This window comes from Algoriphagus litoralis (assembly GCF_003259255.1).
Classification (GTDB): domain Bacteria; phylum Bacteroidota; class Bacteroidia; order Cytophagales; family Cyclobacteriaceae; genus Algoriphagus; species Algoriphagus litoralis.
The window spans coordinates 109,900-126,967 of the sequence record NZ_QGOL01000012.1; the positions used below are offsets into that span (position 1 = coordinate 109,900).

Below are 17,068 nucleotides of genomic sequence, written 5' to 3' on the forward strand. Positions count from 1 at the left end.
TCAGAAGCTATCCCAGTAGCGGAATTGTTTCCGTAAATTCTTTGGCTATATCGGAGTGTCTCCGATGAGGGCTGATAGCAAAGCAGAAGTTTATTCTTATTTTGAGCAGTCCATGGATCATTTTTCATGGATTATTCTTTTCTGCCCAAATAACCCAAGCTAATCCTATGTCCTCCAAAATCTGGAATATTCTTGTTCTGACCGTACTGGTTTTGTCAGTGGTTTCATTCCTATTTCTTTTCGCAGAAAACAAGGTGGACCCAAAGCTTCTTAACATCCCATTTGCTTTTTGGAGCGGATTTCTGGTGACAGTTTTGATCGTGATTCTGACTTTTTTGGCTGCCCGCTATTTCCCACACCAAGAATCAGATAAGAAATGACAGGCTGGCTGATTTTCTTTTTCGCACTCTTCTTAGCATCTCTTGGCTATGCTTCGTACAAATCCTACGCTAAAAACCGAAGCTCCGATGACTTCATGCTCGCAGGGTCAAACATCGGCACCATCCTTGGCTTTTTGACTTTCTCGGCAGCTCTTTTCAGTGCATTTACCTTTATGGGCATGCCGGATTTCTTCCGGACACATGGGGTAGGAGCCTGGATCTTTTTGGGTCTTTCGGATGCGTTGATGGTATTCTTTCTGATTTGGTTTGGATTTGCGCTTCGCAAAAGAGCATCAGAAGTAGGTTACAAAGGAGTGGCTGGTTTCATCCAAAGTTGCTTTCGAAATAAATGGGCTGGATACCTGATTTTCCTGAGTTCCTTTCTTTTCCTGATTCCTTACGTGGCTATTCAGATCCGTGGAATTTCCATTTTCCTGAATGCGGCATTTCCTGATCTGCTTCCTTATTGGGGATGGTCGGCGATTTTGGTGGTGATCATGCTGATCTATTCCGAGATTGGCGGACTCAAAGCCATTATGTATAGCGATGCAATTCAAGGGGTGATTTTGCTAGTAGTGATCTGGATCATCGGAGTGACTTGTTTGAATATGGCTGGCGGCCTGCATTCAGCTTTGGAAAAAGTCGCCGATAGCAATGCCGGATTACTTTCACTTCCAGGTCCAAAAGGCCTGTTCAGCAGTCCATTTTTGATCGCTTCTGCGATAGCCATCGTCATGATTCCGGTCTCACAGCCACAATTTACTACCCGTCTTGTGGTGATGAAGAATTTGAAATCAGTGCACAAAATGGCTTATGCGGTAGGGATTTTTGCCATTCTTGTGATCCTTCCGACTGCTTTTATTGGCTTGTATGGGGCGGTAAAATATCCTGAGGCTTCCACGGCGGACTTCCTTTCGGCAGCCTTGCTATTTGACCAAGCAAATCCAATTGCGGCCTTGGCAGTCGTCGGGCTTTTCGCTGCCTGTCTATCTACAACCAATGCCCAAATTTTTGCTTTGGGCACGGAGTTAAGGTCTTTACTGAGTGGATCTGACAAGCGAAATATGCGGATTACCCAAGTGGCAATTTTGGTGTTTTCGCTGATTGTGTTGGTCTTTTCGACCTACATGAGCGATGAATTGGTGCTGTTGGCTCGGGTAAGTTTTGCAGGCACGTCTATGATTGCGCCAGTTGTGTTGGGAGCGGTGTTGTTCAAAAATCCGCCCAAATCTTTGCTGATCGTTTCTGCGATAGCACTGACTTATTTTGTTCTTTCCTTGCTTGAGTTGGTTCCGGCTGGTTTTGCAGGATTACCAACTGATGCTGCGATGTATTGTATCCTAATTCCGGTGACGGCTGTCTTGATGATTGCTCACCATTTTACCCATAAAACCACCTATGAAGCTTAATTCAGTTTTTTCCATTTCTGATTTAGAAAAACCCTTAGCCCGCTTTTGGGAGCTTTCGGGGCAGAAAATCCGACTGATCGAGGAATCCTTTGATACCAAAAATGGTGCGCCTGTTTTCACCGAAAAAGGAAAATATGTGACCCGTGGCTGGACGGAATGGACGCAAGGGTTTCAGTTTGGATCGGCTTTGCTTCAGTTTGACGCGACAGGAGAAACAGAATTTCTTGAGATTGGACGGAAAAACACAGTGAATAAAATGGCGCCTCACCTCACTCATACCGGTGTGCACGATCATGGATTCAACAATGTGAGTACCTATGGCAACCTCCTTCGACTAAGCAATGAAGGGAAAATCGATGCATCGGATTGGGAACGGGAGTTCTACAAACTTGCCCTCAAAGTAACAGGTGCAGTACAGGCCACTCGATGGACGTCCATACCGAGCGGCGGATTTATTTACTCGTTTAATGGCCCGCATTCGCTTTTTGTGGATACGATTCGGAGTTGCAGGGCTTTGGTGGTTTCGCATCAATTGGGGCATGTATTACAGGTTGAAAACGACAGGCGTATTTCTTTGATTCAGCGGGCGATTCAGCACATTTTGGCGACGGTTCGCTTTTCTATTTTCTATGGAAAAGGACGGGATAGCTATGACATCTCGGGAAGGACAGCCCACGAAATCATCTTCAATACCAACGATGGCAACTATCGCTGTCCAAATTCCCAGCAGGGATATACCGGATTTAGCACTTGGACTCGAGGATTGGCTTGGGCGATTTGCGGCCTGGGTGAAACATTGGAAATTCTCGATCGAATCCCTGAATCTGATTATTCAGAAGTCATTTCAAAAGAAGCATTAATAGCTGAGTTAAAAGAAGCTGCGATTGCTACAGCTGAATTCTATCTGGCAAATACCCCAACTGATGGCATTCCTTATTGGGATACTGGAGCACCCAATCTTTACAAAATGGGTGATTACCTCAATCGGCCTTCCGATCCTTACAATGCGTTTGAACCTGTTGACAGTTCGACGGCTTGCATCACTGCACAAGGCTTGATCCGGATTGGAAACTGGTTAAAAGCAAGCGATCCTGAGCGGGCTTCAACCTACAAAAACGCAGGAATTCAGCTTGCTGGAGCACTTTTTTCGGAACCCTATCTTTCTACAGATGCCCACCATCAGGGATTGATTCTTCACTCAATCTACCATCAGCCAAACGGTTGGGATTATGTGCCTGAAAAAGGGAAAGTTGCGAATGGCGAGTCGAGCATGTGGGGAGATTACCATGCGCGAGAGCTCGCTTTGCTTATCCAGCGAATGCAGAAAAATGAACCGTATTATTCCTATCTAAACTGCGTACCGGCATGAGTGGAAAATACAAACCACAGTTTCCCCGTGTTGCTCAGCTAAAGACGGCGGAGCTTTTTAGAAATCACCTGGAAAAAGAAGGGATAAACCTTGACTTTGATGCCGATGTCATCTCAGGACCTGATTCTCCTTTTGCAAAAAGTCATACACTCAAATCCGGCCGAACCATCGGGAATGCGATGTGTATCCTGCCAATGGAAGGCTGGGATGGGACTACGGATGGTAGACCCACAGAACTCACCAAAAGACGCTGGCAGAACTTTGCACTCAGCGGAGCCAAACTCCTTTGGGGTTGCGAGGCAGTGGCAGTCCGACCTGAGGGACGAGCGAATCCAAATCAACTGATGCTCAATGAGCAGACGTTTACCGATTTTGTCGGGCTTTTTCAGCTTTTGCAGACTACCCATCAGGAGCATTTCGGAGACACATCTGATTTGCTGATTGGGCTTCAATTGACTCATTCCGGTCGCTTTTGCAAACCAACTGATAAAAAGCGGATGGAGCCGAAGATTCTCTATCCGCATCCGATTTTGAATAAGAAGTTTGGCTTGGCGGATGACTATCCGGTCATGACTGATTCAGAGATTGATTCCATCATCGAAGATTTCATCAAAGCTGCCGTTTTGGCTCAGAAAGCAGGATTTCACTTTGTGGACATCAAGCATTGCCACGGATACCTTGGACATGAATTTCTGAGTGCGTATGATCGGGAAGGGAAATACGGAGGTAGTTTTGAAAATCGAACGCGCTTTCTCCGAGACATTGTTACCGGAATTGAAGCGGCTGCTCCGGGTTTAGAAATAGGCGTTCGGATGAGTATTTTCGATTGGGTTCCTTTCCAAAAAGGCCCCGAAGAAATAGGGATTCCAGCAAAATCAGATTCTTATCGCTATGCATTTGGAGGAGCCGAAAGTGGGATAGCGACTGATTTGAGCGAATCCTTTCTTTTTCTGAAAGAATTGGAAAAGTTGGGGATCGAACTTTTCTGCACCACCGCGGGAAGTCCCTATTACAATCCACATATCCAGCGACCTGCACTTTTTCCGCCTTCTGACGGATACCAGCCACCAGAGGATCCACTTCATGGAGTGGCGAGACAGATACAGGCTACGGCTGAGATCAAGAAAGCTTTCCCAAATCTCTATGTCATAGGTTCAGCCTATTCTTATCTTCAGGAGTGGTTACCGAATGTCGGACAGGAAGTTCTTCGGACCGGAAAGGCCGATTCCATTGGCTTTGGGAGGATGGGGCTGAGTTATCCGGATATGCCAGCAGATATCCTTTCAGGCCAAGGACTGAAGCGTGCAAAAATCTGTCGTACGTTTTCAGATTGCACTACAGCGCCTAGAAACGGTATGATTTCAGGTTGCTTTCCTTTGGATCCGCTCTACAAAAAGATGCCGGAATATGATCAACTTAAAGCATTGAAAGGGGAATGAGGAAAGTCGCTTTAATCACGGGTGGAACCCGGGGAATCGGATTGGGAATTGCTAAGAAACTGGCTCAGGAGGGAATTGACTTGGCTTTGAATGGAGTTAGACCAGAATCCGAAGTATTTTCTGTTTTGGAGGAGCTGAGCAAAAGTGGAGTTCGGGTAGAGTATTTTTCAGGAAATATTGCTGAAAAAGCAGACAGAGAAAACGTTGTAAATGGAGTAAAAGAGAAATTTGGAACGATTAATTTTCTTGTCAATAATGCTGGCGTAGCGCCTCGAGTTCGGGCTGATGTGTTGGAAGTAGCTGAGGCCGATTTCGACCATTTGATGGATATCAACCTAAAGGGGACTTTTTTCCTGACTCAAGCTATTGCCAACTGGATGGCTGAAATCCGCAAGACAGATTCGGCAACCCCACTTTCCATCGTGTCCATCACTTCTGTTTCAGCGGTTTTAGCATCGACCAATCGAGCGGCGTATTGCATGGCAAAAGCCGGGCTTTCGATGATGTCTAAAGTTTTGGCCGTTCGATTGGCTGAATTCAACATTCCCGTCTATGAAATCCAGCCGGGAGTGATCGAAACCGACATGACCGAAAAAGTGAAATCAATCTATCAAGATCGAATTGAAGCCGGATTAACACTCGAGCCGAGAATGGGACAGCCTGAAGATATTGGAAAAGTGGTTGCTGCTTTGCTTCGAGGAGATTTACCCTATGCGACGGGACAAATTCTAAGAATTGAGGGAGGAATGATGGTGGGGAGGCTTTGATGAACCAATTTTCATTTTATTCAATTACAGCGTTATTGGAGTGGTTTTTATATATTTAAGATATGCAAGTCGAACGAACAGATAAGGAAATAGTGATTCGAGTTCCTTTGGGAACTGATCTTCAAGGCTTGCAACAAATTTTGGATTATGTCAAATTTCACAATGTAGCATCCAAAAGTAAGGCTACCCAAACTCAGCTTGACGCGTTGTCCAAAGAATCCAAATCTACTTGGTGGGAAGAAAACAAAGCCAAATTTGTGAAGTGAATATCACTTGGGTTGTCGATACAAATCAGCTTTTGGAAATGAAATCCTGAAAAAGTCTTTGGATTTATTGCTTACCTTTTTTGCCTGAATGAAAGCTCAAACCTCCCTCAAAACCGAAATCCTTGCCGGAATTTCCACCTTTCTGGCTTGCTTTTATATCATCATTGTCAATCCGGCTATTCTGGCCGAAGCCGGAATGCCTTTTTCCGCGGTACTGACAGCAACAGTTTTGGTATCTGGATTTGGCAGCTTGATGATGGGGATTTATGCCAAAAATCCCATCGTCGTCGCTCCCGGGATGGGGATAAACGCCTTTTTCACCTATACCGCGGTGATGGGTTTCGGGCTGAGTTTCGAGGAAGCATTGGGTGCGGTATTCTGGTCTGGAGTGATTTTTCTTTTGCTTTCGGTTTTCAAAACCCGAGAGAAAATAATTGCGGCTATTCCTCCAGCACTTCGCCACGCTGTCTCGGCGGGGATCGGCTTATTTATCTGCTTTATCGGCTTTCAAAATGCACATTTCATCGTTGACAATCCTGCAACTTTGGTCGGAATGGCGAAGTTCAAAGATCCGGTGACCTTGACCTTTTTGGCTGGCTTGCTTTTTACTGGAGGTTTATTGATCCGCAAGGTATCCGGTGCGATTATCTACGGAATTCTCTTTACGACAGCTTTGGCCTGGCCGATCGGGCGCTATTGGGGAGATGCTTCAGCCATCAATTTTGGGGTTTCTACCTTGGTCAATTATACCGGACTTTTTGCTTGGCCGGATTTCAGTTTGGTGGGGAAAGCAGACATTTTGGGTTCGCTTCGCTATGCCTACATCCCGGTCATCTTTGTCTTTACGTTCACGATTTTGTTTGACGGGATTTCCACTTTTGTCGGTTTGGCGGAGGCCTCTGGGTTGAAGGATCCCGATGGAAATCCACGAAACATGCGAAAATCTTTGCTGACAGACTCCTTTGCAACCCTTTTTGCCGGCTTGGTCGGTAGCAGTTCAGGAACAGCTTATATCGAATCAGCCGTTGGAATTGAAGAAGGAGGAAGATCTGGAATTACAGCCATTACAGCCGGATTACTATTTTTGCCATTTATGTTTTTCTCGCCCTTGCTTTCCGTGATTCCATCGATAGCCAGTTCGATTGCCTTGGTTTTGGTGGGGGCTTTCATGATGATTCCTCTGATGAAGATCAATTGGACCGATCCTGAGGAATCGATTCCTTCTTTTCTTACGATTGTCTTGATTCCTTTCACTTACAGCTTATCAGTTGGTATTTCGTTCGGGTTTATCAGTTGGACTGTTTTGAAACTGATTACCGGAAAAACTTCTGCCATCAACCCCATTTTAGCCATCATCAGTGTACTTTCGCTTTTCTTTTTATGGTTATGAAAAAATTGGTAATCCTTTCCTTCCTTTTCTTTCTTTCTATTTCCACCCAAGCCCAGCGTATTGCCATCATGGGCGCCTTGGACCAGGAAATTGCCATTTTGCTGGATTCGATGAGTTCTTCCAAAAAGGTAAACAGGGGAGGGATCGACTTTTACACTGGGAAGTTGAAAGGCAAAAAAGTAGTGATCCTGAAAGCCGGAGTGGGTAAAGTCAACGCTTCTTACAGCACTGCGATTTTGACAGAAAACTTCAATCCTTCCATACTGATTTTCACCGGAGTAGCCGGTGGATTGCATCCGGAAGCCATGCCCGGCGACATTGTGATCGGCACCAAACTCGTCCAGTATGACTTTGGGCAGGAGGATTCTACAGGATTCAGCGTGGCACCATTTCGGAAATTAACCGGGGGAAATCACGAAGAATTATATATCGATGCCGACCCAAATCTGGTCACAAAAAGTATCGCAGCAGCGAATCAAATGGAGTTTGTACCTATTTCAGGAAGAAAGCCAAAAGTCTTCTCGGGAGTGATAGCTACCGGTGATGTTTTTGTCAGCAGCAATGAAAAAGCTGCTTGGCTTTTTGGTGAGTTCGATGCCTTGGCAACCGAAATGGAAGGAGCTGCAATAGCTCATATCTGCAGAACGCTGGGAATCCCTTTTGTCATCATCAGAAGTTGCAGCGACAATGCCAACAATCAGGCACGGGTGAATTTCAACCAGTTTGTCGGTCCCGCATCGGTCAATTCCGCCCGGCTGGTACTGGGGATTTTGGAGGAACTGTAGTAATCAGTTTGCAGTCTCAGTAAGCAGTAATATACTGCAGACTGAGACTGCCTACTGCTCACTATTTTAAGATATCTCTAGAAATCACCAGTTTCTGGATTTCGGAAGTGCCTTCGCCGATGGTACAAAGCTTGGAATCGCGGTAGAATTTTTCTACAGGATAATCCTTCGTAAATCCGTATCCACCGAAAATTTGTACGGCCTCGTTTGAGATGGAAACGCAAACCTCAGAGGCAAAATATTTAGCCTGTGCGCCTGCTAATGTGACTTTTTCCCCTCTGTTTTTCAGATCCGCAGCTTTGAAAGTCAGCAATTTTGCAGCTTCCAGCTGGGTTGCCATATCAGCCAGTTTGAAGGAGATTCCCTGAAAACTGGAGATAGGTTTATTAAACTGATGACGCTCTTTCGAATATTGAATTGAAGCTTCCAGCGCTCCTTCCGCAATTCCCAGAGAAAGCGCTGCGATGGAAATTCTGCCACCATCCAAGATTTTCATGGATTGGATAAATCCATCGCCTACTTTTCCCAAGACTTGGCTTTCATGGACCTTGCAGTCTTCAAAGATCATCTCCGCTGTTTCGGAAGCACGCATCCCCAGTTTGTCTTCTTTTCTGCCACCTTTGAATCCAGGAGTGCCTCTTTCGATCACAAATGCAGTCATTCCATGGCTGTCACCTACTTCACCCGTGCGGGCGATGACTACTGCTACATCTCCGGAAATTCCGTGCGTGATGAAGTTTTTTGCTCCATTCAAAATGTAATATTCCCCATCTTTTATAGCCACGGTTCGCATATTTCCGGCATCCGAACCTGTATTCGGTTCGGTCAATCCCCAAGCTCCGAGCCATTCGCAGGTGGCGAGTTTTGGCAAATACTTTCGCTTCTGCTCTTCAGTGCCAAACATCATGATATGACCTGTACAGAGAGAATTATGAGCCGCCATGGAAAGGCCGATCGAAGGATCAATTTTGGATAGCTCCAAGATGGCTGTTACGTACTCCGTGTAACTGAACCCAGAACCACCATATTCTGTCGGGACCAAAACGCCCATTAGGCCTAGTTCGCCAAGTTTTTTGAATATCTCGATGGGGAAAAATGAAGTATCATCCCACTCCTTGCGAAAGGGTGTAATCTCTTTGACTCCAAAACTCCGAACCATCTCAGCTATCAGCTGCTGGTTTTCATTTAGGTTAAAATCAAGCATAGGTAATCTTTGGGTTTAGATTCTGTATTATTAACTCTAAGGTTTATAATAAGTTCTACATCACCAAATTCCTTGAAACAGACTTATATTCTGATTTTTCGCCAAAAAAAGAGATGAAATTTGGATTTTTGAAAAAGTCAAATAGATCAAAAACCTATAAAATCATTTGACCAATTATTCATAAATTTCTTGCCAAGGGACTGATTATTAACTTATTTCCAGAGTATCACCCCAATCCTATGAAAACACGCCTATTCGCGATTCTTATTATTCTTTTTTTCTCCAAGATTTCGGAAGGATTTGCTCAAAGTCCGCGATACATTATTGATAGCCTAAAGGTCCAGCTAAAAAACGCAAAGACTCAGGAAGATCAAGTAGCCTATTATTCAGAACTTACTTGGTATTGGGCAATGGTCAATTTAGATTCTGCCGTGGAATATGGTCAAAGGTCCCTTGCTTTGGCACAAAAAGTAAATGACAAAAAAGCAATAGGTCAGGCTCATAGTGACTTGGGAAATGCGCTGATGCAAAAAGGGAACTTTGCTGAGTCAAAAGATCAATATTTGCAGGCCATTTCTATAAGGAATAGTATTGGGGATTCTGCTGGAATTGCAGGAGCTAAATCCAACTTGGGATCAGTTTACCAAAGACTTTTTCAGCTTGATTCTGCAATGTCAAACTACCTCTATGCATTGGAATATTTTGAAAAATCGGGAAATGACCGATATACCAATTTCGTGAAAAACAATCTTGCGGTACTACATGAGGACATGCGCAACTATCCAAAAGCATTGGAAATCTATTCAGAAGTAGCCGCCTATCGTGAGCAAAATCAGATGATTCCTGAACTGGCTATGGTGTACAACAACATGGGCAACATTCACAAAAACACTAAAGAATATCAGAAATCGGAGGATTTTTTTAAAAAGGCACTTGAAAATGGACAAAAAGCTGGTGATTCATTAGTGCTTTCAGTCACTTATAATAATCTGGCGACACTTTACAATGCGATGAATCGTCCTGATGAAGCAATTGCCACAGCGACCATAGGAATTAGGATAGCTGAAAAAGTAAATTCCATCTTTGATCAAGCCACGATGGAATATTGCCTAGCAAATGCCTATTCTAAGAAAAAGGAATATCCCAGATCTAAAGAATTGTATCTGAAATCAATAGCAACAATGAAGCAGCTGGAAGCTAAGGAAGAAGTTGCCTCTATGTATTTGAGAATAATCCCTGTCTATGCTGCACTCAATTTACCTGACAGTGCTCAATATTACACAGATTTGTATGTGGAGTATCGAAATTCCCTTACTGAAGATCAAATTGAGGAATTGACAGCTGAACTTCAAACCAAATACGAGACAGAGAAAAAAGACCGGGAAATAGCACAACAACAACTGACACTGCGAAGCAAAAATATCCAACTGTACGGGTCTCTGATTTTGGCAATTGCACTTGGAATCGTAGGCTATTTGCTCTATAGCCAACAGAAACTGAAAAATCGACAACTCCAGCAAGAAAATGATTTGAAATCTGCTTTGGCACAAATCGAGACGCAAAACAAGCTTCAGGAACAGCGTATGCTAATCTCGAGGGATTTGCACGATAATATCGGTGCGCAATTGACTTTCATCATCTCGGCCATTGAAAATCTGAAATACTTTGAACCCATCAAGGAGCAATTGACCCAGCGATACGACACGATCGCCAACTTTACCAAACAGACCATTACGGAACTTCGGGATACAATCTGGGCTATGAACAGCGGTGAAGTGACGTGGGAAGACTTATCAGGCAGAATCCGGGATTATATTCAAAAGGCAGGGGCATCGGCTTCTCAAATCAGTTTTGATTTTGAAATCAATGATCGGATAGATCAGAAAGCAACATTAGCTTCTTCATCGAGTATTCAGATTTTGCGTGTAGTACAGGAAGCAGTTCAAAATGCTATAAAGTACTCCGGAGCTGATCGATTGGAAATCAAGATTGACTCCACAGGAAAGGAAATTTTGGTCAATATCCAAGACAATGGAAAAGGATTTGTAGAATCTGAAATCAAGCCTGGCAATGGGCTATACAATATGCGTAAGCGGGCAGAAGAGCTTGGAGGAAGCCTTGAAATTCAATCTGTGGAAGGTTCGGGGACTTCAATTCTGCTGATTTGGCCCGTTGGATAGCATGAATTTTTGGAGAATCAAGAGGATTGGGTTTTAGGTTTTTCCCTAGAAAAAACCCTTCTCAATTGGGCTTTTGCCAAAAAAAGTAGGCCGTTTGTCGTATGTTTTTTAAGAATTGTTCGCGCTAGTTTTGAGCTATTCAGAGGCGAACTATGCTGGCAATAAGTTTTGAAAATGGGGTATTAGGAATATTAGCCATCTTGGTGATCGGTAGCCTTGTTTTGATGCATTATTTGCTTTTTAGAGACTACTCCCGACAGGAAAAACTTCATATGCAGCGACTCAAAAACTTTGAAAATCTGGTCAAGCAAGAAATCCTCCGGTCGCAATCGCTTGCTAAGTCTGTTGATTCACTGCAGGAAATCAAGAGCACTACAGACGAGAAGCTGGAAGTGATCAAGCTTCAGGTGGAGGGCTTGGATTCCCAGCAGAAACAAGATATTGCCAAATAGTTATGTTTTTTAGATCTGCTTAGATCACAGTCACGCGCACCTTCTTCTCCTTCAATTTCATATTATTGACTTTGGGGAGAAGCTTTTCCAAAGTCGCCGTTTTCACCCCCACAAATGCGCAATCTGTCTTCAGTTCGATCACACCAAGCTCATCTTTTGTCAAACCTCCCTGTTTGAAAAATAGGCCAGCGACATCCCCTTTGGAGATTTTGTCTTTTCGTCCACCGGACACAAACAAGGTACTCCATTCGGAAGGTGCCGGCAGAGTTGATTTGCTCAGTTTTTCTATAGGGAAATTCCCGATAAAATCAGGTAAGGAATCCCGCTCAAAATGCAGGACGTAAGCCGTTCCGTCGCTATTCATCCGGGCAGTTCGACCATTTCGATGGATGAATTCTTCGCTACGCAATGGAAGGTGGTAATGGATGATAAACTTGATCTCTGGCACGTCGATTCCTCTCGCTGCTAGATCGGTGGCCAAAAGAATTTGGTGGGTTCCGTTTCGGAATTTGATCAGGGATCTTTCACGATCGGTTTGCTCCATTCCTCCTGAAAAAACCCCGTGCGAGATTCCATGGTCTTCCAGGCATTCGCTTACCCGCTGGATCGAGTCTTTAAAATTGCAGAAAATGATGCCGTTTTGATTTCCTAAATGACTGATCAGTTCGACGAGGGTTTCCAGTTTGTCTTTGGTAGGAGAAAGTACCTTTTTGATCTGAAGTTGGGAGATTTTTTCTTCCAAAAAGTCAACGGTAACCGGCGATTTCAATCCGACAAACCTTGGGATTTCCACTCCCTGAGTAGCCGAAGTCAGGATCATTTTCTTCACTTGAGGAAGCAAATAAAGAATGTCCTTCATTTCACTTTCGAAGCCGATTTCCAGTGATTTGTCAAATTCATCGAGGACAAGAGTTTTGATAAATGCGGTTTCAAAGGCCTCCCTTCTCAGGTGATCAGAAACTCTTCCAGGCGTTCCTATGAGCACTGCTGGACGGTGTTTGATCTCGATTCTGTCCTTTGATCCAGCTCGTCCACCGTAGACCGCATTGACCTTGTAGCCTGTGCCCATTTCCCGCATGACTTGCTCGATCTGGATTGCCAATTCCCGAGATGGAACAATGATTACCAGCTGAATTTCTTCACAGGTCACATCAAGTTGCTGAATCAGCGGAAGCAAAAAAGCCAATGTTTTTCCTGTGCCAGTCGGAGAGAGCAAGATGATCTCATTCGAAGACTCAATGGCTTTTTGCGCAGTGAGCTGCATTGGATTCAATTGCGTAATTCCAAGTTTGGAAAGGATTTCAGCTTGGCTTTTTTGAGGGGTAGACATGGGGCAAAGGTAGGTTTTTGGAATTTCAGAACGTGATTTAACATCAAGACATTCTCTGATTCCTTCGATGTTCGATATTTATTATTCGATATTCGAAATTTTGACAAAGCGGTAGATCAAGATTTCAAAAAGAGGAATACTGAATATCTAACGGTGAATCTCGAATAATGAAGATCTCAAAACGGCCTATACCCCATCCAATCTACCTCCAGTTCAAATCGCTCGGTTGGCTTTTCAAGAGACTTTGGATTGGTCTCCACAGACCAATTGTCTGTATGCCAAAAGTTCATGCGGTATTTTGAGGGATGTTGCGGGATTCCTCGTTCGCCTGTATAATCCCACAGGACCACTGTGTCTGCGGTCGTAGGATGGAGCATCCACCATCGGATCCGGTCGGGATGCCAATCAAATCCATAGGTGTGAAACTGCGCCGAAGCGTCGAAGCCTTCGATCGCTTCCAGTTTTTCAGGTAGATTTTCGGCTCCGGAAAGTTGCATTCTTTCCTTCAAGTGATCTTCCCGTTCTTCTGTCGTGTAGATGATGCCTTTGGCCAAATTTATCGTTCGGCCGACCCTTCGCAGTTTTCCGGATTCTCCTGTCCAAGTGCCCATGTAAATTACTTCTGGATCGGCTGGAAGCCACTCGAAGTCAATTTCGCTCAGTCCCAATGCTGCATCATTGTGATAGGTGAAGTAGCCAACTACTGCGCCAAGATTGGGCTGTGTTATCCTCGGGTCTGGCACTTTCAGCCGAGCGGAATAGGTGCCAAAATGTGTGAATTTTCTGGAAATAATCTCCGGACCTTTGCCCGGACCAGCAGCATCTTTGGGATTGAGTTTGAAGGAGAGAATTCTGGAATCTTCGCCTTCTGAGGATTTTTTTCCTGATTTCCATTTAAATCTGGCGCTTTTTCCGGTAGAGCCATAGCGGAAAAATTCAGTTTTTCGCTGTGAAAAATTTTCCTTAAATGCCTCGTGAAATTCAACCGGATCGGAGTCGGATTGAAGCATAGTAATAGTAGATAACAGCAAAATAAGTAATGTTCTCATGAGGCTAAAGCTAATGAAAACCTGATTTGAAACTCAATCTGGCAAAGCAAAAGCAACATAGGCATCTCCACTTTTTGTGCCTTTGCCACCGCCGCATGCAATTACCAAGTATTGCTTTCCATTTTTCTCATAAACTGCAGGAGTACCATGACCAGCAGCTGGGAGTTTCGCTTCCCAGAGAATTTTTCCCGTTTCCTGATCAAAAGCACGGATTTTTTCATCCTTCGTCGCAGCGATAAAGACCAATCCTCCGGCTGTAGCCACTGGTCCTCCGTAGTTTTCGGTCCCTGTTGGAGCAAAACCCTGCGCACTCAGGGAGTCGATTTCACCCAAAGTCACCTGCCACTTTTTCTTTCCGGTATTCATGTCAATGGCGGTGAGTAGGCCCCAAGGTGGATTGGAGCCATAGAGTCCTTCATTTGTGACCAGCCGTTTATACCCATTCATGTAGTATTGTGGGTTGAGTTTGGAGCTTTCTGATTCCAATTCTTGTTTATCTCCTGCATCGGATTTACCCAAAAGAAAATCCAAAAGTATGAGCCGCTCCTCTCGGGAGATATGGGCAAAAGCAGGCATAGCTCCCCTTCCTTTTTGCAACAGCAAATCCAGAGAATCCGGTGTGTATTTTTCCTTCAAACCAACCAAGCTTGGAATAGCGGGAGCATTTCCTTTTCGCTCCAGGCCATGACAATTGCCGCAATAATTGGTATAAATCGATTGGCCTACATTTCCAAAACTTGCATTTGGAGTCATTTCAATCATCCAGGGGATCTGATTGGCATTGATGTACATGGTTTGATTGGTGGGATCAAAAGCTGCTCCTCCCCATTCGCCACCCCCATCCATTCCCGGAAAAAGCACCACCGGATTTTCAGCACTAGGAGGAAGCCATGTGTCTCCCATTTTTGCATTTCCAAGTTGCTGACGAATGTCTGAATGCCACTCTGGTTTGAGGTTTAAAATGTCTTTTTCCTCAAATACCAAATTCATAAAAGGCTCAGGTAAGGTTGGGATTGGCTGAGTTGGAGAAGTCTTTTCACCGCCCAAAGTCGATTGAGGGACTGGAGTCTCCACTATTGGCCAAATGGGTTCGCCTGTCTCCCGATCAAACACATAAGTCATGCCTTGCTTCGATATCTGTGCTACCGCATCAAACCATTTGCCGTCTTTTTGGATTCGTATGAGATTGGGAGGTGCGGGGAAATCCCTGTCCCAAACATCGTGATGAACCGCCTGAAAATGCCAGATTCGTTCACCCGTCTTAGCATCCAGAGCCAAAAGAGAATTGGCGTACAGGTTATCTCCATGCCGATATCCCCCCCAGAAATCATAAGTCGCTGAGCCAGTCGGCACAAATACAATTCCCCGATCTTGGTCGACGACCATTCCCGCCCAGTTATTCGCAGCTCCGATTTGCTTGATGTATTTTGGATCCCAGGTTTCATATCCGGGTTCTCCTTCATGCGGAATGGTATGAAAGATCCATTCCCGCTTGCCGGTTTTGATATTGTATGCACGGACATGTCCCGGCGCCGCATCCAAACCTTCGGAAAGCCTCATTCCCATGATCAACAAGTCTTGATAAACTACTCCGGGTGTATTGCTCACGATCAGAAAATCCTCTAGATCCGTGTCCAAGTCCTTTCGTAGATCTACTTTGCCCTGATCCCCAAAGTCCATAACCGGTTCGCCAGTCATCGCATGCAATGCAAGCAGCCAATTACCCGCAGTGAACAGGATTCGCTGATCCTCTCCTGATTCCCAATACGTCACACCTCGATTGGTGCCTGCCCAGGAATTTTCACCTCCCAAAACCTGAAATGGATCGAATCTCCACATTTCCTCTCCAGAAGCTGCATCCAGTGCGAAAACATGAAGCTTTGGTGTGGAGCCGTAGAGTATCCCATTGACTACAATCGGCTGGCATTGAATCTGACTACGCTCGGTGGCGTCGCCAGTGTGGTAAGTCCAAGCGACATCGAGTTGGGCGACGTTATCTTTAGTGATCTGTGCCAACGAAGAATAGCGTGCCCCGTCTTCTGATCCGCCGTAGTGTCCCCAGCCCGAATAGTCAATGGTATCATTATTTTTTTCGCAGGAGAAAAAAAGGATACTGGAGAATAAAAGTCCAATGGAGGATCTGAGGTTCATTTGGGTTTGGTTTTGGTCTCAGAATATCGGGGATTTTTCAGGACAGAACAAGGCCTAGGAGTTTCGCTACCCTTGCCATAGTGTTTTTTTGGAATGGACAGGAAAGATTAATGCCTTATTTTGATCCGGTTACCCGTTCGTATTTTGCATCATAGTCTTTGCGAAGCGTGCCAAATAAGCGATCCCAGATTAAGGTGTAAAGACCATAATTTCCATGGAAATGTTCGTGGTGCTGATTGTGGGCGGTGCCTGTGCTGACCCAGCGCCCAAACCAATGCCGCTGGAAGTTTTTGGGGAAAAGCTCCACTCCCAGATGGCCGTAGACATTGTAGAAAAACTGAAAAAGCAGAAACAGTCCCAAAGAGGATTGCTGTACGGGTAGTGTGAATGCAATCACGGGTATGATGCCCGCCTCAATTACTGCTTCCAAGGGATGAAATGCATAAGCTGTCCACGGAGAGGGATTCGTGGACTTATGATGAACCTTGTGCACCAAACGAAATAATTTTGGGTGATGCATCAGTCGGTGCATTCCATAAAAATAAGCATCGTGGATCAGCAGCATCAGCGGGAAGCAGAGGTAATAATAGATCATACCGTACTTGTCTTTTTCCCAATAGAGGTTGGTAAAGGGCTGGAATACGATAAAAACCAGCGTTGCAATGGTAGCAAAAATTAGGATCGTTAAAAGAGAATAGCTGATGTCTCTGGAGTAATCCCTGAATTTTGGGAATTTGGCCTGCATCCTTCGTTTGGCCATGCTTTTTTTCAACAGGAAGTAAAAAACAAAGAATGCCAATCCAGCTATTACAAAATATCTGGTAGTCGTCAGCTCCGTGATCCTAAACCATCTGTAGGAAAATTCTCCCCATTGCATATCCTCGAATTTTTCCCAAA

General features: G+C 44.7%; 15 protein-coding genes. 10 read left to right on the plus strand and 5 right to left on the minus strand.

Going from position 1 to position 17,068, the window contains the following annotated elements; translation table 11 throughout:
* Positions 1 to 167: 167 nt before the first annotated feature.
* From DK188_RS14930 to DK188_RS14965, 8 genes are all read left to right on the plus strand, one after another.
* A complete protein-coding gene (locus DK188_RS14930; protein WP_111671637.1) occupies positions 168 to 380 on the plus strand; it encodes a hypothetical protein in 213 nt (70 codons plus the stop codon).
* Positions 377 to 1,789: a sodium:solute symporter family protein gene (locus DK188_RS14935; protein ID WP_111671638.1), complete on the plus strand. Its 1,413-nt coding sequence runs from the start codon at positions 377 to 379 to the stop codon at positions 1,787 to 1,789. Before DK188_RS14930 ends, DK188_RS14935 begins: the two co-directional genes overlap by 4 nt.
* The gene (locus tag DK188_RS14940) at positions 1,779 to 3,158 is read left to right on the plus strand and encodes a glycoside hydrolase family 88 protein (protein ID WP_111671639.1); all 1,380 of its coding nucleotides are present in this window, start codon (positions 1,779 to 1,781) and stop codon (positions 3,156 to 3,158) included. The genes DK188_RS14935 and DK188_RS14940 overlap by 11 nt, the downstream gene beginning before the upstream one ends.
* Positions 3,155 to 4,597 (plus strand): oxidoreductase, encoded by a 1,443-nt coding sequence (locus DK188_RS14945; RefSeq protein ID WP_111671640.1) that lies wholly within the window; start codon positions 3,155 to 3,157, stop codon positions 4,595 to 4,597. The genes DK188_RS14940 and DK188_RS14945 overlap by 4 nt, the downstream gene beginning before the upstream one ends.
* A complete protein-coding gene (locus DK188_RS14950; RefSeq protein ID WP_111671641.1) occupies positions 4,594 to 5,364 on the plus strand; it encodes a 3-ketoacyl-ACP reductase in 771 nt (256 codons plus the stop codon). The genes DK188_RS14945 and DK188_RS14950 overlap by 4 nt, the downstream gene beginning before the upstream one ends.
* 62 nt (positions 5,365 to 5,426) lie before the next feature.
* Positions 5,427 to 5,630 carry a hypothetical protein gene (locus DK188_RS14955; protein ID WP_111671642.1) on the plus strand — a complete coding sequence of 68 codons (204 nt, stop codon included), beginning with the start codon at positions 5,427 to 5,429 and terminating at the stop codon, positions 5,628 to 5,630.
* A gap of 88 nt (positions 5,631 to 5,718) precedes the next feature.
* The gene (locus DK188_RS14960; protein ID WP_111671643.1) at positions 5,719 to 7,020 is read left to right on the plus strand and encodes an NCS2 family permease; all 1,302 of its coding nucleotides are present in this window, start codon (positions 5,719 to 5,721) and stop codon (positions 7,018 to 7,020) included.
* A complete protein-coding gene (locus DK188_RS14965) occupies positions 7,017 to 7,805 on the plus strand; it encodes a 5'-methylthioadenosine/adenosylhomocysteine nucleosidase (protein WP_157963248.1) in 789 nt (262 codons plus the stop codon). Before DK188_RS14960 ends, DK188_RS14965 begins: the two co-directional genes overlap by 4 nt.
* 61 nt (positions 7,806 to 7,866) lie before the next feature.
* On the opposite strand, the gene DK188_RS14970 is transcribed toward DK188_RS14965, so the two are convergent.
* Positions 7,867 to 9,009: an acyl-CoA dehydrogenase family protein gene (locus DK188_RS14970; protein WP_111671645.1), complete on the minus strand. Its 1,143-nt coding sequence runs from the start codon at positions 9,007 to 9,009 to the stop codon at positions 7,867 to 7,869.
* A 239-nt stretch (positions 9,010 to 9,248) separates the two neighbouring features.
* Between DK188_RS14970 and DK188_RS14975 the strand changes: the two genes are divergently transcribed.
* The gene (locus tag DK188_RS14975) at positions 9,249 to 11,189 is read left to right on the plus strand and encodes a tetratricopeptide repeat-containing sensor histidine kinase (protein ID WP_111671646.1); all 1,941 of its coding nucleotides are present in this window, start codon (positions 9,249 to 9,251) and stop codon (positions 11,187 to 11,189) included.
* 152 nt (positions 11,190 to 11,341) lie between these two features.
* Entirely contained in the window at positions 11,342 to 11,641 is a 300-nt protein-coding gene (locus DK188_RS14980; RefSeq protein ID WP_111671647.1) for a hypothetical protein, read from the plus strand.
* Positions 11,642 to 11,660: 19 nt separating this feature from the next.
* On the opposite strand, the gene DK188_RS14985 is transcribed toward DK188_RS14980, so the two are convergent.
* The 4 genes from DK188_RS14985 to DK188_RS15000 all read right to left on the minus strand — a co-directional run bounded on the left by DK188_RS14985 (position 11,661) and on the right by DK188_RS15000 (position 17,048).
* The gene (locus tag DK188_RS14985; protein WP_111671648.1) at positions 11,661 to 12,971 is read right to left on the minus strand and encodes a DEAD/DEAH box helicase; all 1,311 of its coding nucleotides are present in this window, start codon (positions 12,969 to 12,971) and stop codon (positions 11,661 to 11,663) included.
* Positions 12,972 to 13,147: 176 nt separating this feature from the next.
* Positions 13,148 to 14,020 (minus strand): glycoside hydrolase family 16 protein, encoded by an 873-nt coding sequence (locus DK188_RS14990; protein ID WP_111671649.1) that lies wholly within the window; start codon positions 14,018 to 14,020, stop codon positions 13,148 to 13,150.
* A 33-nt stretch (positions 14,021 to 14,053) separates the two neighbouring features.
* Positions 14,054 to 16,171, minus strand: coding sequence for an outer membrane protein assembly factor BamB family protein (locus DK188_RS14995; protein WP_111671650.1), 2,118 nt, complete (start codon positions 16,169 to 16,171; stop codon positions 14,054 to 14,056).
* A gap of 115 nt (positions 16,172 to 16,286) precedes the next feature.
* The gene (locus DK188_RS15000) at positions 16,287 to 17,048 is read right to left on the minus strand and encodes a sterol desaturase family protein (protein WP_111671651.1); all 762 of its coding nucleotides are present in this window, start codon (positions 17,046 to 17,048) and stop codon (positions 16,287 to 16,289) included.
* Positions 17,049 to 17,068: the final 20 nt, after the last annotated feature.

Bases quoted from the DNA above. Each gene is read 5' to 3' on its own strand.
- DK188_RS14970 (WP_111671645.1), bottom strand. From the start codon at position 9,009: ATGCTTGATTTTAACCTAAATGAAAACCAGCAGCTGATAGCTGAGATG.
- DK188_RS14995 (WP_111671650.1), bottom strand. From the start codon at position 16,171: ATGAACCTCAGATCCTCCATTGGACTTTTATTCTCCAGTATCCTTTTT.
- DK188_RS15000 (WP_111671651.1), bottom strand. From the start codon at position 17,048: ATGCAATGGGGAGAATTTTCCTACAGATGGTTTAGGATCACGGAGCTG.
- DK188_RS14940 (WP_111671639.1), top strand. From the start codon at position 1,779: ATGAAGCTTAATTCAGTTTTTTCCATTTCTGATTTAGAAAAACCCTTA.
- DK188_RS14990 (WP_111671649.1), bottom strand. From the start codon at position 14,020: ATGAGAACATTACTTATTTTGCTGTTATCTACTATTACTATGCTTCAA.
- DK188_RS14935 (WP_111671638.1), top strand. From the start codon at position 377: ATGACAGGCTGGCTGATTTTCTTTTTCGCACTCTTCTTAGCATCTCTT.
- DK188_RS14960 (WP_111671643.1), top strand. From the start codon at position 5,719: ATGAAAGCTCAAACCTCCCTCAAAACCGAAATCCTTGCCGGAATTTCC.
- DK188_RS14950 (WP_111671641.1), top strand. From the start codon at position 4,594: ATGAGGAAAGTCGCTTTAATCACGGGTGGAACCCGGGGAATCGGATTG.
- DK188_RS14945 (WP_111671640.1), top strand. From the start codon at position 3,155: ATGAGTGGAAAATACAAACCACAGTTTCCCCGTGTTGCTCAGCTAAAG.
- DK188_RS14930 (WP_111671637.1), top strand. From the start codon at position 168: ATGTCCTCCAAAATCTGGAATATTCTTGTTCTGACCGTACTGGTTTTG.
- DK188_RS14965 (WP_157963248.1), top strand. From the start codon at position 7,017: ATGAAAAAATTGGTAATCCTTTCCTTCCTTTTCTTTCTTTCTATTTCC.
- DK188_RS14975 (WP_111671646.1), top strand. From the start codon at position 9,249: ATGAAAACACGCCTATTCGCGATTCTTATTATTCTTTTTTTCTCCAAG.
- DK188_RS14980 (WP_111671647.1), top strand. From the start codon at position 11,342: ATGCTGGCAATAAGTTTTGAAAATGGGGTATTAGGAATATTAGCCATC.
- DK188_RS14955 (WP_111671642.1), top strand. From the start codon at position 5,427: ATGCAAGTCGAACGAACAGATAAGGAAATAGTGATTCGAGTTCCTTTG.
- DK188_RS14985 (WP_111671648.1), bottom strand. From the start codon at position 12,971: ATGTCTACCCCTCAAAAAAGCCAAGCTGAAATCCTTTCCAAACTTGGA.